General features: G+C 50.5%; 17 protein-coding genes. 11 read left to right on the top strand and 6 right to left on the bottom strand.

The window, feature by feature from the left end; genetic code table 11:
• Positions 1-40: 40 nt before the first annotated feature.
• On the bottom strand, positions 41-631 hold the full coding sequence (gene cobO, locus I6L54_RS12290; protein WP_005126437.1) for a cob(I)yrinic acid a,c-diamide adenosyltransferase: 591 nt from the start codon (positions 629-631) through the stop codon (positions 41-43).
• On the bottom strand, positions 628-1,389 hold the full coding sequence (locus I6L54_RS12295) for a YciK family oxidoreductase (protein WP_003843987.1): 762 nt from the start codon (positions 1,387-1,389) through the stop codon (positions 628-630). Before I6L54_RS12295 ends, cobO begins: the two co-directional genes overlap by 4 nt.
• 221 nt (positions 1,390-1,610) lie before the next feature.
• On the opposite strand from I6L54_RS12295, the gene sohB reads away from it, so the two are divergent.
• Positions 1,611-2,657: a protease SohB gene (sohB, locus tag I6L54_RS12300; RefSeq protein WP_040233194.1), complete on the top strand. Its 1,047-nt coding sequence runs from the start codon at positions 1,611-1,613 to the stop codon at positions 2,655-2,657.
• Between the two features lie 107 nt (positions 2,658-2,764).
• Here sohB and I6L54_RS12305 read toward each other — a convergent pair whose 3' ends face one another.
• Positions 2,765-3,016 (bottom strand): YciN family protein, encoded by a 252-nt coding sequence (locus I6L54_RS12305; protein WP_003020616.1) that lies wholly within the window; start codon positions 3,014-3,016, stop codon positions 2,765-2,767.
• 398 nt (positions 3,017-3,414) lie between these two features.
• Here I6L54_RS12305 and topA point away from each other — a divergent pair, with 398 nt between their 5' ends.
• From topA to acnA, 5 genes are all read left to right on the top strand, one after another.
• A complete protein-coding gene (topA, locus tag I6L54_RS12310) occupies positions 3,415-6,012 on the top strand; it encodes a type I DNA topoisomerase (RefSeq protein WP_040233192.1) in 2,598 nt (865 codons plus the stop codon).
• Positions 6,013-6,220: 208 nt separating this feature from the next.
• Positions 6,221-7,195 carry an HTH-type transcriptional regulator CysB gene (gene cysB / locus I6L54_RS12315; RefSeq protein WP_005126442.1) on the top strand — a complete coding sequence of 325 codons (975 nt, stop codon included), beginning with the start codon at positions 6,221-6,223 and terminating at the stop codon, positions 7,193-7,195.
• 311 nt (positions 7,196-7,506) lie between these two features.
• Positions 7,507-7,647, top strand: coding sequence for a YmiA family putative membrane protein (locus I6L54_RS12320; RefSeq protein ID WP_212734183.1), 141 nt, complete (start codon positions 7,507-7,509; stop codon positions 7,645-7,647).
• 3 nt (positions 7,648-7,650) lie between these two features.
• A complete protein-coding gene (locus I6L54_RS12325) occupies positions 7,651-7,821 on the top strand; it encodes a YciX family protein (protein ID WP_167335601.1) in 171 nt (56 codons plus the stop codon).
• Positions 7,822-8,119: 298 nt separating this feature from the next.
• A complete protein-coding gene (gene acnA / locus I6L54_RS12330) occupies positions 8,120-10,795 on the top strand; it encodes an aconitate hydratase AcnA (RefSeq protein WP_040233190.1) in 2,676 nt (891 codons plus the stop codon).
• Between the two features lie 54 nt (positions 10,796-10,849).
• Here the strand turns inward: acnA and ribA are convergent, their stop codons facing one another.
• Positions 10,850-11,440, bottom strand: coding sequence for a GTP cyclohydrolase II (gene ribA / locus I6L54_RS12335; protein ID WP_005126450.1), 591 nt, complete (start codon positions 11,438-11,440; stop codon positions 10,850-10,852).
• Positions 11,441-11,636: 196 nt separating this feature from the next.
• Between ribA and pgpB the strand changes: the two genes are divergently transcribed.
• From pgpB to yciH, 5 genes are all read left to right on the top strand, one after another.
• Entirely contained in the window at positions 11,637-12,395 is a 759-nt protein-coding gene (gene pgpB, locus I6L54_RS12340) for a phosphatidylglycerophosphatase B (RefSeq protein WP_040233188.1), read from the top strand.
• A gap of 155 nt (positions 12,396-12,550) precedes the next feature.
• Positions 12,551-12,859, top strand: coding sequence for a LapA family protein (locus I6L54_RS12345; RefSeq protein ID WP_005126452.1), 309 nt, complete (start codon positions 12,551-12,553; stop codon positions 12,857-12,859).
• 6 nt (positions 12,860-12,865) lie between these two features.
• Positions 12,866-14,035: a lipopolysaccharide assembly protein LapB gene (gene lapB / locus I6L54_RS12350; protein WP_005126454.1), complete on the top strand. Its 1,170-nt coding sequence runs from the start codon at positions 12,866-12,868 to the stop codon at positions 14,033-14,035.
• A gap of 189 nt (positions 14,036-14,224) precedes the next feature.
• Positions 14,225-14,962 (top strand): orotidine-5'-phosphate decarboxylase, encoded by a 738-nt coding sequence (pyrF, locus tag I6L54_RS12355; RefSeq protein WP_005126456.1) that lies wholly within the window; start codon positions 14,225-14,227, stop codon positions 14,960-14,962.
• Entirely contained in the window at positions 14,963-15,289 is a 327-nt protein-coding gene (yciH, locus tag I6L54_RS12360) for a stress response translation initiation inhibitor YciH (RefSeq protein ID WP_040233187.1), read from the top strand.
• 91 nt (positions 15,290-15,380) lie between these two features.
• Here the strand turns inward: yciH and osmB are convergent, their stop codons facing one another.
• Both osmB and yciT read right to left on the bottom strand, forming a co-directional pair.
• A complete protein-coding gene (gene osmB / locus I6L54_RS12365; RefSeq protein ID WP_003020583.1) occupies positions 15,381-15,599 on the bottom strand; it encodes an osmotically-inducible lipoprotein OsmB in 219 nt (72 codons plus the stop codon).
• A gap of 266 nt (positions 15,600-15,865) precedes the next feature.
• Positions 15,866-16,618, bottom strand: a complete 753-nt coding sequence (gene yciT, locus I6L54_RS12370) for a DNA-binding transcriptional regulator YciT (protein WP_005126460.1) — start codon at positions 16,616-16,618, stop codon at positions 15,866-15,868.
• Positions 16,619-16,635: the final 17 nt, after the last annotated feature.

Consider the following 16,635-nt stretch of genomic DNA (forward strand, 5'->3'; position numbering starts at 1 on the left):
TGGAGCCGGATGCGGCGCAAGCGCTTTATCCGGCCTGCTGTTAGTAATCAATCCCCATTTGGGCTTTAATGCCCGCTTCAAAAGCATGCTTGACCGGACGCAACTCGCTGACCGTGTCGGCTAACTCCAGAATATCGCGATGGCATCCTCGACCAGTAATAATGACCGTTTGCTGGGCTGGGCGCGCATTTAAGGCGTTGATCACCTCTTCAAGCGGTAGGTAGTCGTAGGCCACCATATACGTCAGTTCATCCAGCACAACCATATCCAGCTCAGGATCGGCCAGCATCCGCTTACCGTGTTCCCACACGGCCAGACAGGCAGCGGTGTCAGCTTCACGATTCTGTGTTTCCCAGGTAAACCCGGTCGCCATCACCTGAAATTCTACACCATGAGGTTCGAGCAGGTTTCTTTCGCCGTTTGGCCATGTGCCCTTAATAAATTGCACCACGCCGACTTTTTTCCCGTGACCCACCGCGCGCGTGGCGGTACCGAACGCGGCGGTGGTTTTTCCCTTACCATTACCAGTGAACACGATGATAATTCCTCGCTCATCTTTCGCTGCGGCAACACGGGCGTCAACCCGGTCTTTTACGCGCTGCTGGCGCTGTTGATAGCGTTCTTCACTCATTGGGCAATTCCTGGTTTACGGCCCGGCTGGGCATCGAAAGTCATACCGGTTTTACGGCGGCTGTCATCGCCCATCAGCCACAGGTAGAGCGGCATAATATCGGCGGGAGTTTTCAATTTTTGCGGATCTTCCGTTGGGAATGCGCTGGCTCGCATGCCAGTTCGCGTCCCACCAGGATTGATACAGTTTACGCGCAGATGACGGTTTTGATACTCATCAGCCAGAACCTGCATCATCCCTTCGGTCGCAAATTTTGAGGTGGCATATGCTCCCCAATTGGCGCGTCCCTGGCGACCGACACTGGAAGAGGTAAAGACCAGCGATCCGGCATCGGATTTGAGTAACAACGGCAGCAATGCCTGAGTCAGCATAAAAGTGGCATTTACATTTACCTGCATCACATCCTGCCAGACCTGCGGGTTTTGTTCACTCATTGGACAAATATCGCCGAGTAATCCGGCGTTATGCAGTACGCCATCCAGACGCGGGAAATGTGCAGCAATGCGCTGCGCAAGCTGGTGACATTCTTCAGAGGTACAGGTCAGTAGATCCAGTGTAAACCACTGTGGTTGTGTTCCGTTTTCATCGGCGATAGTGCGGGCAACCTGACGCAGTTTTTCTTCGTTACGCCCAAGCAGGATAACCGTCGCGCCATAGCGCGCATAGGTCTGCGCGGCTTCGCGTCCGATACCATCGCTTGCACCGGTGATAAGAATAATGCGGCCCTGTAGAAGGTCTTGTTTAGGTTGGTAATGCACGGCTACTCCTCGGCGACGTCCTGGATATCTCGTTCGCGATAACTTTTGGGCTTTATGCCTTAAACCCTGTACTTTTTCAATCAGCCAAAGGCAATAACACCGCAAAATGAACGCTTTGTCATGCTTTTTACTGATACAGCACTGGATGTATGAAGCAAGACGAGGTGACACGCCTGTTGTACACTGAGCGGAAGTCGCGTTGTTTAACCAAGGTGGGTCTTGTGGAATTGTTGTCTGAATATGGGTTGTTTTTGGCAAAAATTGTCACTGTCGTGGTGGCTATTGCAGTGGTGGTGATGCTGATCGTAAACGCGACACAACGCAAACGTCAGCGTGGGGAATTGCGGGTTATTAACCTCAGCGATCAATATAAAGAGATGAAGGAAGACCTGTCGCTAGCCTTATTGGATGGGCATCAGCAAAAATTCTGGCATAAGGCGCAGAAAAAGAAACAAAAGCTGGAGGCGAAAGCGGCTAAGGCAAAAGCGAAACTGGGTGACAGCACGTCATCTGATAAACCGCGTGTATGGGTGCTTGATTTTAAAGGCAGTATGGATGCCCATGAGGTCAGCGCATTACGCGAAGAGGTGACGGCTGTGCTGGCGGTTGTTAAACCTCAGGATCAAGTGGTGGTGCGTCTGGAAAGTCCGGGTGGTGTGGTACATGGTTATGGCCTGGCTGCGTCCCAGTTACAACGCCTGCGTGATAAGCAGATCCCGCTAACCGTCACGGTAGATAAAGTCGCTGCCAGCGGCGGATATATGATGGCCTGCGTGGCGGATAAAATTGTCTCGGCGCCGTTTGCTATCGTCGGCTCTATTGGCGTCGTAGCGCAGATCCCGAACTTTAACCGTTTCCTGAAAGGGAAAGATATTGATATCGAACTGCACACCGCCGGACAGTATAAACGTACGTTGACCTTACTCGGTGAAAACACGGAAGAAGGGCGGCAGAAATTCCGTGAAGATCTGAACGAAACGCATCATCTGTTTAAAGATTTTGTGCAGCGCATGCGTCCGACTCTGGACATTGAGCAGGTTGCCACGGGTGAACACTGGTTTGGTCAACAGGCGCTGGCAAACGGGTTGGTGGATGAGGTCAATACCAGCGATGAGGTGATCCTCGGGTTGATGGAGGGCCGCGAGGTATTGAACGTACGTTACCTGCAGCGTAAAAAACTGATGGACCGTTTTACCGGTAGTGCGGCGGAGAGCGCTGACCGTTTGCTGATGCGCTGGTGGCAGCGGGGACAGAAACCTCTGATGTAAATCTTCATTGCCGGGTGACGATGCAAACGCATCTTACCCGGCCTACAAATATGCACTAACGTAGGCCGGAGAAGGCAGCGCCGCCATCCGGCAAATGATTTCTTGCGTTAATCGATCAGGTGATACTTTTCAGAAAGTACGTGTGCCAGGTGTTTAAACATATTAAACACAGCCGTACTTTTAGGCGTCGGTAGCCCTTGCTCGTCTAAAAAGTAATCTCCGCTGAAAACCAGTACGCCATTTCGCTGCGTAACACCGGTGGCGACAATCCCCGCCAGCGTGTCCTCATGCTCACGAATGATTTTGTTGGCTTCAATCAGCAGTGTTTCGCGATCGATGGGTTGAGTGTCTTTATGCATGATTTACTCCTTAAACAAGGACATTAGTCTACGCTGAGCCCCGCTTATGGGCAAATATTCCCTGACATAAATGAAGGTTTTACGACGGTGTTACAACTGGCGAGATTTGTTTTTGCATGCTAATAAAGTTGCGTAACGCATTTTATCAGGTACAGTGTGACGCTTTCGTCAATCTGGCAACAGATTTGCTTGACATTCGACCAATACTTCGTCGTGCTATAGCGTTTGTGAGCAAAAAAGCCTGTTAACTCAGTTATATGAGAGTTACATTGCAAGCGCGAATCAGTTTAAGGGGTTGATATCCGCAGACGTAGAGACCATATCGATGTCTCGTCGCCAGTGGAAGGTGAATCAACGTGCGACGCATTCTGGAAGAATCAAATTAGGTAAAGGTGAATATGGGTAAAGCTCTTGTCATCGTTGAGTCCCCGGCAAAAGCCAAAACGATCAACAAGTATCTGGGTAATGACTACGTGGTGAAATCCAGCGTCGGTCATATCCGTGATTTGCCGACCAGTGGCTCAGCAACTAAAAAGAGCGCCGACTCAACCTCCACCAAAACGGCTAAAAAGCCCAAAAAGGATGAACGTGGCGCTCTCGTCAATCGTATGGGTGTTGACCCGTGGCACAACTGGGATGCGCGCTATGAAGTGCTGCCCGGTAAAGAGAAAGTGGTTTCTGAACTGAAGCAACTGGCTGAAAAAGCCGACCACATCTATCTCGCAACCGACCTTGACCGCGAAGGGGAAGCCATTGCGTGGCACCTGCGGGAAGTGATCGGTGGCGATGACACTCGCTATAGCCGTGTGGTGTTTAACGAAATTACCAAAAATGCTATTCGTCAGGCGTTTGAGAAACCTGGCGAACTGAACATCGACCGTGTCAATGCGCAACAGGCGCGCCGCTTTATGGACCGTGTTGTGGGCTATATGGTGTCGCCGCTGCTGTGGAAAAAAATTGCGCGCGGTCTGTCAGCTGGCCGCGTACAGTCGGTTGCTGTGCGTCTGGTGGTTGAGCGTGAACGCGAAATCAAAGCATTTGTTCCAGAAGAGTTCTGGGAGATTGATGCCAACACGACCACGCCAGGCGGCGACGCGTTACCGCTTGAGGTGACGCATCAGAATGATAAACCGTTCCGCCCGGTCAACCGGGAACAAACGCTTGCTGCCGTTAGCCTGTTGGAAAAAGCGCGCTACAGCGTTCTGGAACGAGAAGATAAGCCGACCAGCAGCAAGCCGGGCGCGCCGTTCATCACCTCCACGCTACAGCAGGCCGCCAGCACGCGTCTGGGCTTCGGTGTGAAGAAAACCATGATGATGGCGCAGCGCTTGTATGAAGCGGGTTACATCACTTATATGCGTACTGACTCAACCAACCTGAGCCAGGATGCGGTGACGATGGTTCGCGATTACATCAGCGATAATTTTGGCAAAAAATATTTGCCGGAGAGCGCGAACCAGTACGCCAGCAAAGAGAACTCGCAGGAAGCGCACGAAGCTATCCGTCCTTCCGATGTCGCCGTACAGGCGGAATCGCTGAAAGATATGGAAGCCGATGCGCAAAAACTGTATCAACTGATCTGGCGCCAGTTTGTTGCCTGTCAGATGACGCCAGCCAAATACGACTCCACCACGCTGACCGTGGGCGCGGGTGATTTCCGTCTGAAGGCGCGCGGTCGTATTCTGCGCTTCGATGGCTGGACGAAAGTAATGCCAGCGCTGCGTAAGGGCGATGAAGATCGCATTTTACCGGCGGTAGAAAAAGGCGATACGCTGACGCTTATTGAACTGACGCCAGCACAGCACTTTACTAAACCGCCTGCGCGCTTCAGTGAAGCGTCGCTGGTTAAAGAGCTTGAAAAGCGTGGCATTGGTCGCCCATCTACCTATGCGTCGATCATTTCTACGATTCAGGATCGCGGTTATGTGCGCGTGGAGAACCGTCGTTTCTACGCAGAAAAAATGGGTGAAATCGTCACCGATCGTCTGGAAGAAAACTTCCGCGAACTGATGAACTACGATTTTACCGCGCAGATGGAAGACAGCCTCGACCAGGTCGCGAATCACGAAGCCGAGTGGAAAGGTGTGCTCGACAACTTCTTCAGCGATTTTACTCAGCAACTGGATAAAGCCGAGAAAGATCCTGAAGAAGGCGGCATGCGTCCGAACCAAATGGTACTGACCAGCATTGATTGTCCGACATGCGGACGCAAGATGGGTATCCGTACCGCCAGCACCGGTGTATTCCTTGGGTGTTCCGGTTACGCGCTTTCCCCGAAAGAGCGTTGCAAAACCACCATTAATCTGGTGCCGGAAAACGAAGTGCTGAACGTGCTGGAAGGCGACGATGCGGAAACCAACGCTCTGCGCGCCAAACGTCGCTGCCAGAAATGCGGCACGGCGATGGACAGCTACCTTATCGATCCTAAGCGCAAGCTGCATGTATGTGGTAATAACCCGACCTGCGATGGCTATGAGATTGAAGAGGGCGAGTTCCGCATCAAGGGTTATGACGGTCCTATCGTTGAGTGCGAGAAATGTGGCTCTGAAATGCACCTGAAAATGGGGCGTTTTGGCAAGTACATGGCGTGTACCAACGACGAGTGCAAAAATACCCGTAAGATCCTGCGTAACGGTGAAGTCGCTCCGCCGAAAGAAGATCCGGTTCCGTTGCCGGAACTTCCGTGTGAGAAATCTGACGCGTATTTCGTGTTACGTGATGGTGCTGCAGGTATCTTCCTCGCGGCAAATACGTTCCCGAAATCACGTGAGACCCGTGCGCCGCTGGTGGAAGAATTGTACCGTTTCCGCGATCGTCTACCGGAAAAACTGCGCTATCTGGCAGATGCTCCGCAAACAGATCCGGACGGCAACAAGTCCATGGTTCGCTTCAGCCGTAAAACCAAGCAGCAGTACGTTGCCGCTGAGAAAGACGGTAAGGCGACCGGCTGGTCCGCGTTCTTCGTTGACGGTAAATGGGTGGAAGGGAAGAAATAACAGCATTCTGGCTGTATTTCTCCTCAAAGGGCCGCGTAAGCGGCCCTTTTTGTTTCTGGCGTATTATTTTTTGTCATCCCTATACAGTGAACATATAAATGATATAGTGGTTATAGTTGACAGGCTTTTTATTATTAAATCGTATTAGCAGCGCGTGTGAGTCTGCTTTTAAACGATGTTCTGATGGCACAATTCTGGATGGCTTAACATGAAATTACAGCAGCTTCGCTATATCGTTGAGGTGGTAAACCACAACCTTAATGTCTCCTCAACGGCCGAAGGACTCTATACCTCCCAGCCAGGGATCAGTAAGCAAGTTCGTATGCTGGAAGATGAGCTTGGCATCCAGATTTTTGCCCGTAGCGGTAAGCACCTGACGCAGGTGACTCCGGCAGGGCAGGAAGTTATTCGTATTGCCCGCGAAGTCTTGTCTAAAGTGGATGCCATTAAATCGGTTGCTGGTGAACATACCTGGCCCGACAAAGGCTCGTTGTATATCGCTACCACGCACACCCAGGCGCGTTACGCGCTGCCCAACGTGATTAAAGGTTTTATTGAGCGTTATCCTCGCGTTTCGTTGCATATGCATCAGGGATCGCCGACGCAAATTGCCGAGGCTGTTTCGAAGGGGAATGCTGATTTTGCCATCGCGACGGAAGCACTGCATTTGTACGATGATCTGGTGATGCTGCCATGCTATCACTGGAACCGTTCGATTGTTGTTACGCCAGACCATCCGTTGGCAGGCAAAGCCTCCGTATCCATTGAAGAGCTGGCGCAATATCCGTTGGTGACTTACACCTTTGGTTTTACGGGGCGCTCAGAACTGGATACCGCGTTTAATCGCGCGGGTCTTGAGCCGCGTATTGTTTTTACCGCAACCGATGCTGATGTGATAAAAACCTATGTCCGACTGGGGCTGGGCGTGGGCGTGATTGCCAGCATGGCGGTAGATCCTATCTCTGATCCGGATCTGGTGCGTGTTGATGCTCATGATATTTTCAGTCACAGTACCACTAAAATTGGTTTTCGTCGCAGCACGTTTTTACGCAGCTACATGTATGATTTTATTCAGCGTTTCGCACCGCATCTGACACGCGATGTGGTGGATACAGCGGTGGCGTTGCGTTCCAACGATGACATTGAAGCTATGTTCAAAGATATTAAATTGCCAGAGAAATAATAACGGAAGTTGCCTCGTTGGTATCCTGGGTCTCCAGCCATACCAGCGGGGCGGTTGAATGTATTCATGATTTTTTATTTGTCTATTATCCCTAAGTTATTTATGGAAAATATTCTCCAAAGTAGTTTCAAATGAGTAACCCTGCCAAAATCCCTTTCAAATATTTATAACCGATCAAACAATTAAGTTATTTATAAAGCTGGGTTCGAAAATTATCTGGCTTTTTCAGGACGTTTTTATTAGGATTCCTCTTATCTGATGATTAATTGTACCGATTGTTTGGTGCCTAAATGATAAGTGATTTCGATAGTATGAGGTTAGCAATGCCTTCTGGAAACCAGCCTGCGCGCAGAGATCCCGCGATGAAACGTACAGCATGGTTCATCGTGTTTCTGGGCTCCGCCGTGTTCTGGATCGTGGTTGCTCTGTTGGTCTGGAAAGTGTGGGGGTAATTGATGTCCACACAGGAACAGCAGTCTACTGTTACACCTGCTCATCATAATAATGAGCAAGAGAATGAAACCGTTGTAGACAAAAAGCAGGATATTCCCGCTTCGTGGGATCTTTCACCCGAGCAACGGGCATTTATTGATCTGTTTATTGAAGATGATAAGCAAGAACAATAAGCAATACGTGTTTTATAATAAGTATTAACATGCTGATTGAATTCAGTATGAATAATCACAGCGCAATCGTAGTACGCCAGCTAAACAGCGTATTGTCGGTTGCATCGATGTATCGGGTCCGTTCATTTACCGCACTTTAATCTTATTCCCCGCCACTTGCATAGTTCGTTACCTTTTTGTCGTTCTCCTCGTTTATCAATTTGAGTTGTTATCAAAGCGTTACATTTTGTTTGTGTTATCTTTAATACTAACCCTGAGGAAAATCAGGGGATCCAACCCTGTCATTTAAGGAGGAGCTATGTCGTCTACCCTACGAGAAGCCAGTAAGGACACATTGCAGGTTAAAGATAAAACCTACCGCTACTACAGTCTGCCGCTGGCCGCGAAATCACTGGGTGATATCACCCGTTTACCTAAATCACTAAAAGTATTGCTGGAAAATCTGCTTCGCTGGCAGGACGGTGATTCTGTTACCGAAGAAGATATTCATGCTCTGGCGCAATGGCTGAAAACGGCGCATGCCGATCGCGAAATTGCCTACCGACCCGCTCGCGTTCTCATGCAGGACTTTACCGGCGTGCCGGCAGTGGTCGATCTGGCTGCCATGCGCGAAGCGGTTAAACGCCTTGGCGGGGATACAGCAAAAGTGAACCCGCTTTCACCTGTTGATCTGGTTATTGATCACTCCGTTACGGTCGATCGTTTTGGTGACGATGATGCTTTTGAAGAGAACGTGCGACTGGAAATGGAGCGCAACCATGAGCGCTATGTGTTCCTTAAATGGGGGCAGCAGGCGTTTAGCCGATTCAGTGTCGTGCCGCCGGGGACGGGGATTTGCCACCAGGTTAACCTTGAATACCTCGGTAAAGCCGTCTGGAGCGAATTACAGGACGGTGAGTGGGTGGCTTACCCCGATACGCTGGTTGGCACCGATTCCCATACGACAATGATTAATGGTCTCGGTGTGCTGGGCTGGGGTGTCGGAGGGATTGAAGCAGAGGCCGCCATGCTGGGGCAACCGGTTTCAATGCTGATTCCGGATGTCGTGGGCTTCAAACTGGTTGGTAAACTACGGGAAGGTATCACCGCGACCGATCTGGTTCTGACTGTTACCCAGATGCTGCGTAAGCACGGCGTGGTCGGTAAATTTGTTGAGTTCTATGGTGATGGGTTGGACAGCCTGCCGCTCGCTGACCGGGCGACCATTGCTAACATGTCGCCGGAATATGGCGCAACCTGCGGTTTTTTCCCGATTGACGGGGTAACTCTTGAGTACATGCGTCTGAGTGGGCGTAGTGAAGAGCAGGTTGAATTAGTCGGTGCTTATGCTAAAGCACAGGGGATGTGGCGTAACCCAGGTGATGAGCCTGTGTTTACCCGTTCACTGGAGTTGGACATGGACACTGTGGAAGCCAGCCTGGCTGGGCCAAAGCGTCCGCAAGATCGTGTCGCATTGGGTGATGTGCCGAAAGCATTCGCCGCGAGTAATGAACTTGAAGTGAATAGCTCGCAAAAAGATCGTCAGCCGGTCGACTATGTCATGAGCGGTCATCAATATCAGCTACCGGATGGTGCTGTGGTGATTGCAGCGATTACGTCATGTACCAACACCTCCAACCCCAGCGTCCTGATGGCGGCTGGATTGCTGGCGAAAAAAGCGGTCACGCTTGGTCTGAAGCGCCAGCCGTGGGTGAAAGCGTCGCTGGCGCCTGGGTCAAAAGTTGTTTCTGATTACCTGGCGCAGGCAAAACTGACGCCGTACCTTGATGAGTTGGGTTTTAACCTTGTTGGTTATGGCTGTACTACCTGTATCGGCAACTCTGGCCCGTTACCCGACCCTATAGAAACGGCGATTAAAAAAGGTGATCTGACGGTAGGGGCGGTGCTTTCCGGTAACCGTAACTTTGAAGGGCGTATCCACCCGCTGGTGAAGACAAACTGGCTGGCCTCTCCGCCGCTGGTGGTGGCTTATGCGCTGGCCGGGAATATGAATATTGACCTGACGAAAGATCCGCTGGGTCATGACAGAAACGGCGATCCTATCTATCTGAAAGATATCTGGCCGAGTGCGCAGGAAATTGCCCGTGCCGTGGAGCAGGTCTCTACCGAGATGTTTCATAAAGAGTATGCCGAAGTGTTCGAAGGCACGCCGGAATGGAAGTCGATTCATGTTGATCGCGCAGATACCTATGGCTGGCAGTCGGACTCAACCTACATCCGTTTATCACCGTTCTTTGATGGTATGCAGGCGAAGCCGGACCCGGTACAGGATATCCATGGTGCACGTATCCTGGCGATGCTGGGGGATTCCGTCACCACCGATCATATTTCTCCTGCGGGGAGCATCAAGCCAGATAGCCCAGCCGGGCGTTATTTGCAAAACCACGGTGTTGAGCGTAAAGATTTTAACTCCTACGGTTCTCGTCGCGGAAACCACGAAGTAATGATGCGTGGTACGTTTGCCAATATCCGTATCCGTAACGAAATGGTACCGGGTGTGGAAGGGGGGATGACGCGTCATTTGCCGGGTACAGAAGTGATGGCTATCTATGACGCCGCCATGCAATACCAGCAAGAGAAGACCCCGCTGGCGATTGTTGCCGGTAAGGAGTATGGGTCGGGTTCCAGTCGGGACTGGGCTGCGAAAGGCCCGCGTTTGTTGGGTATTCGCGTAGTAATCGCCGAGTCCTTTGAGCGAATCCACCGTTCTAACCTGATTGGCATGGGGATCCTGCCTCTGGAATTTCCGCAGGGGGTTACACGTAAAACCCTGGGGTTAACCGGGGAGGAGGTCATTGATATTACGGACTTACAAAACATTAAACCGGGAGCGACTATCCCGGTGAATATGGTCCGCGCGGATGGGCGAAAAGAGGTGATTTCGTGTCGCTGTCGTATTGATACCGCGACAGAGCTGACCTATTACCAAAACGATGGTATTTTGCACTATGTTATTCGTAACATGTTGAATTAAATTATAAAAAGGCCTGCGGAAGCAGGCTTTTTGTATCGTCCGCAAGAGAGAATGTCACTCACTTAACAGATGTCCCATTTTGGCGGCTTTGGTATCCAGATAGTGTTCATTCTTCGGGTTACGGCCAACAATTAGCGGCACACGCTCCACAATATTGATCCCAGCTTCTGTCAGAATTTCCACTTTCTTCGGGTTATTGGTCAGCAGACGGACTTCATCCACGCCCAATAATTTGAACATATCCGCACACAAGGTGAAGTCACGCTCGTCCGCCGCAAAGCCTAACTGATGGTTGGCTTCGACGGTGTCATAGCCCTGATCCTGCAACGCATAGGCGCGGATCTTATTCAACAGGCCGATGTTACGTCCTTCCTGACGATGGTAGAGCAGAATACCGCGTCCTTCTTCAGCGATATGCGTAAGCGCCGCTTCCAGCTGAAAGCCACAATCACAACGCAGACTGAACAGCGCATCGCCGGTCAGACATTCGGAGTGAACACGTGCCAGGACAGGCGTCTGGCCTGAAATGTCGCCAAAAACCAGTGCGACATGATCGTGTCCGGTTGCCAGTTCTTCAAATCCCACCATCAGGAAATCACCCCAGGGGGTTGGCAGTTTGGCTTCTGCCACACGTTTAAGCTGCATGTAATTCTCCAGATTATGCTGGCACTGTGCGTGCCGTCGCCTGTTGGCTTCTGTATTGCACTATTTTGCCATAAGGCAAGGGTGTTCACCTAATTGCAGCAACGCATTCATTTCCGAATGGCACAAAATTGTCAATTTTCCCGGTGTGCGGATTTTTCAGTTATGATTGTGGGACTTATCGACGAAAGGAGACGCAATGCTGTCTATTGCCAAGCGAACCACTGTAGGCGCAGCACTGTTACTGATTATGCCGGTTTCCGTATGGATATCTGGCTGGAGCTGGCAGCCTGGGCAGAAGGTCTGGTGGTTAAAATCCTTATACTGGGTAACTGAAACGGTGACGCAACCCTGGGGGATTATCACCCATGTTGTTCTCTGTACGTGGTTTTTGTGGTGCCTGCGATTTCGTCTGAAAGCTGCGGTTATGCTATTTGCGATCCTGGCGGCGGCTATCTTAATTGGCCAGGGTGTGAAATCCTGGGTTAAAGAGAGGGTGCAGGAGCCCCGGCCATTTGTTCTGTGGCTGGAAAAAACGCACCATGTTCCGGTAGATGAGTTCTACACTTTAAAACGTAAAGATCGCGGGCACTTAGTAAAAGAGCAGTTGTCCGGGCAGCAGGATATTCCACCTTTTTTACGTAAGCACTGGCAAAAAGAGACCGGTTTTGCTTTCCCTTCCGGGCATACCCTGTTTGCTGCCAGTTGGGCGTTACTGGGTGTCGGGTTGTTATGGCCACGCAGACGCACGCTGACGATTGTGTTCCTACTGGTCTGGGCGACCGGCGTAATGGGGAGTCGTTTGCTTCTGGGCATGCACTGGCCGCGCGATTTGGTTGTTGCGACGCTGATTTCGTGGTTGCTGATTACGCTGGCAACATGGCTTGCACAGCGAGTATGTGGACCTCTAACACCGCCCGCCCAGGAGACAAAGGAAATAGCGCAGCGTGAGCAATAACGCAGACCGTGATTGATTTTTCAAATTTTGCCCTCAAATCATACAGCGTAAGGCGCTTTTCCGTTTCGCACTCGTCGTGAAAATGGTAATTTAAAGGGCTTAATGCGGTAAGTTGTACACGATTTATTCGCTCAAACCACATAACGGGAAGTAATGTGAAATATTTACTCATTTTCTTACTGGTGTTGGCGATTTTTGTTATTTCGGTGACATTGGGTGCGCAAAACGATCAACAGGTTACGTTTAATTACCTGCTAGCTCAGGGTGAGTATCGTATCTCCACGCTGCTTGCTGTATTGTTTGCTGCAGGTTTTGCGATTGGTTGGTTAATTTGCGGCCTCTTCTGGCTGAAGGTTCGGGTGTCTCTTGCCCGGGCCGAACGTAAAATTAAACGCCTGGAAAACCAGCTTGCGCCTGCGACCGACGTTGCGGTAACTGCCGACTCGTCGGTTGTGAAGGAATAATTATTTATGTTGGAGTTGTTGTTTCTGCTTTTACCTGTAGCCGCTGCCTATGGGTGGTATATGGGTCGCAGAAGTGCGCAACAAACAAAGCAGGATGAAGCTAACCGTCTTTCGCGCGACTATGTCGCCGGGGTTAACTTCCTCTTGAGCAACCAACAAGATAAAGCGGTGGATCTGTTCCTCGATATGTTGAAAGAGGATACAGGCACCGTTGAGGCTCATCTCACCCTCGGAAACCTGTTCCGCTCACGCGGTGAAGTCGACCGCGCTATCCGTATCCACCAAACCCTCATGGAAAGTGCTTCGCTGACTTATGAGCAACGTTTGTTGGCTGTGCAGCAGTTGGGACGTGACTACATGGCTGCCGGGTTGTATGACCGTGCGGAAGACATGTTCAATCAGCTAACTGATGAAACGGATTTCCGTGTGGGGGCATTGCAACAACTGTTGCAAATCTATCAGGCAACCAGTGAATGGCAAAAAGCCATTGATGTTGCAGAACGTCTGGTGAAACTCGGCAAAGATAATCAGCGTATTGAAATCGCGCATTTTTACTGTGAACTGGCCTTGCAGCAAATGGGCAGCGACGATATGGATCGCGCCATGGCATTGCTGAAAAAAGGAGCCGCTGCAGACAAAAACAGTGCTCGTGTCTCGATTATGATGGGGCGCGTTTACATGTTGAAGGGTGATTACGCGAAGGCCGTTGAATGCCTGCAACGCGTGATCTCCCAGGATAAAGAGTTGGTCAGTGAAACGCTGGAAATGCTGCAGAGCTGCTACCAACAACTGGGTAAAAACGATGAGTGGGCGGAGTTTTTACGCCGTGCGGTCGAAGAAAACACCGGTGCTGCCGCTGAGTTGATGCTGGCTGATATTCTTGAGGCGCGCGAGGGTACTGATACTGCACAGGTTTATATTACCCGTCAGTTGCAACGTCATCCGACGATGCGTGTGTTCCATAAACTGATGGATTACCACCTTAATGAAGCAGAAGAAGGGCGCGCAAAAGAGAGTCTGATGGTCCTGCGCGATATGGTTGGTGAGCAGGTGCGCAGCAAGCCGCGCTATCGTTGCCAGAAGTGTGGGTTTACTGCTTATTCGCTGTACTGGCACTGCCCATCGTGCCGCTCCTGGTCAACCATTAAGCCAATTCGCGGTCTGGACGGGCTTTAATTTTTAAAAAAAATTCACTTTAGTTACAACATACTTATTTATTTTTCTTCAACCAGCCCTCAGGCTCCTGTGCCACATCGCTTCGCAGAAATGTAAACGCGCCTGTTAATTTTCTATTACCACAGGTAGAATGCACGCCGTTTACCCATTTTGCGCCGCTCGTGCGCCCATCATCAAGAAGGTCTGGTCATGACGTTTACTGCTTCATCTTCTTTCCGTGCTGCTACTGATTCTCCCGTCGTTGTCGCGTTGGATTACTCAAATCGTGATAAGGCATTAGCGTTTGTCGACAGAATTGATCCCCGAGATTGTCGTTTGAAAGTGGGCAAAGAGATGTTCACGCTTTTTGGACCTCAATTGGTACGGGATCTGCAACAGCGTGGCTTCGACGTCTTTCTGGATTTGAAATTTCATGATATTCCCAACACCACGGCGCATGCCGTCGCGGCAGCTGCTGACCTTGGCGTCTGGATGGTAAACGTGCATGCTTCCGGTGGGGTACGAATGATGACCGCTGCCCGCGAGGCATTACGGCCTTTTGGTAAAGATGCGCCACTGTTAATTGCAGTGACGGTCCTGACCAGTATGGAAGCCAGCGACCTTGCCGATCTTGGTGTGACGTTGTCACCCGCGGAGCATGCTGAAAAGTTGGCGCGTTTGACGCAGAATTGTGGGTTGGACGGGGTTGTATGCTCGGCGCATGAAGCGGTGAGGTTCAAGCAGGCGTTTGGACAGACATTTAAGCTGGTGACGCCAGGCATTCGTCCTGAAGGTAGTGAGGTGGGTGACCAGCGCCGTATTATGACGCCACAGCAGGCGCTGGCTGCTGGCGTGGATTACATGGTGATTGGTCGTCCAGTCACGCAGTCGGACGATCCGGCGCAAACGCTGAAGATGATCAACGCCTCTCTGAATCGAGGTGCATAAATGAGCGACTCAAACTCTCGACTGGTTTATTCAACTGAGTCCGGGCGAATTGATGAACCCAGAATGGTAGCAGAGCGTCCGAAGGGCGATGGCATTGTTCGCATCCAGCGCCAGACCAGCGGTCGTAAAGGTAAGGGCGTTTGCCTGATTACCGGTATTGATCAAGATGACGCTACACTGGTTAAATTGGCCGCAGAGCTGAAGAAAAAATGTGGTTGTGGTGGGGCAGTGAAGGACGGCGTAATTGAAATTCAGGGTGATAAACGCGACCTGATAAAATCGCTGCTGGAAGCCAAAGGAATGAAAGTTAAGCTGGCTGGCGGTTAATAAAAAAGCCACGGATGCTCTCCGTGGCTTTTCTAATAATACAAACCTGAAAAAGTAAACGTATTATTATATCGAGCCGTTCAACCGTAAATTATTTACCCACCTGGTGGCCGATAATACCACCCACTGCAGCACCACCCAGCGTACCCAGCGTGCTGCCGTCAGTCAGGACTGCACCGCCTATCGCACCAGCACCAGCACCTATCGCAGTGTTACGGTCACGTTTGGACCAGTTAGAGCAGGCACTCAAAGACATTGCTAGTGTAATCGCCAGAATGGCAGCGGTCATTTTTTTGCTCGTTACTAACATAATACTTTCTCCTGAATTATTGAATCACGGAATCCAGTTCACTTTAATGATAGCGCCAAAATAGGACGACTAAAGATATTTCCGCGAAACCGTTTAGCGCAGGGCATTACAATCAAATCCTGAAGTGACTGTTCGCTCCTGTTATATCGCTAACATTAATTCTACGACTTTATCCTGTTAACGACAGGTAAAAAGTCTTAATTGGACTGTCGGATAAGTCTCAGAGAGAAGATGATCTGCCCGCCGACAAATCATCTGCTGAAGTATTATGCGTGAGCATCAATGATATTGACGGTTAAACCCGAGTGTTCAAGTTGCATTTGCACACTGGCGCTGAGTCTGGAGTCCGTGACTACGCGACTGAATCTGTCCAACGGGCCCAGCGTGTAGGGATGAATGGCCTCAAATTTAGAGCTATCGGTGAGTACAATCACCTCAGCGCCTTTTTCCAGAACCGCATTAACCACATCAGAGCGCATCATATCACGCCCGGTGAAGCCGGTGTCGGCCTGCCAGCCATCAATACCGATAAAGGCTTTACTGAAATGTACCTGCTGAATAAATTGGCGAGTCAACGGTCCGACCATGCTCTCGCTTTTTTTCTGATAGATCCCACCGAGGAGAATGACTTCACATGGTGTTTCTTTGAGAAGGTGCGCGATGTAGCTACTGACCGTGATGATGGTGACATCTTTTTGTTCCGCCAGCGTTCTGGCCAGCAGCGCATTGCTGCTGCCATTTTCAATAAAGACGGATTCACCTGGATTAACCAGTGACGCCGCAAATTCGGCCAGTTCACGTTTAAGGGGGAAATTGGTCATCATGCGCGTTTCGACATCATCACTGTTCAGTGACACCGCAAAACCGTGCGCACGGCGCAAGTAGCTCTGTTTTTCCAGTGTGTTCAGATCCTGTCGAATCGTCACTTCGGAGACACCGGTGATTTTAGCCAGATCGGCCACGCTCATCTGACCTTTATCGATCACCATCTGCAAAATAGATTGTTGTCGGGAATTCATAGTATTAATTTTATAGC

This window comes from Citrobacter pasteurii, from assembly GCF_019047765.1.
GTDB classification, from domain to species: Bacteria; Pseudomonadota; Gammaproteobacteria; order Enterobacterales; family Enterobacteriaceae; genus Citrobacter; species Citrobacter pasteurii.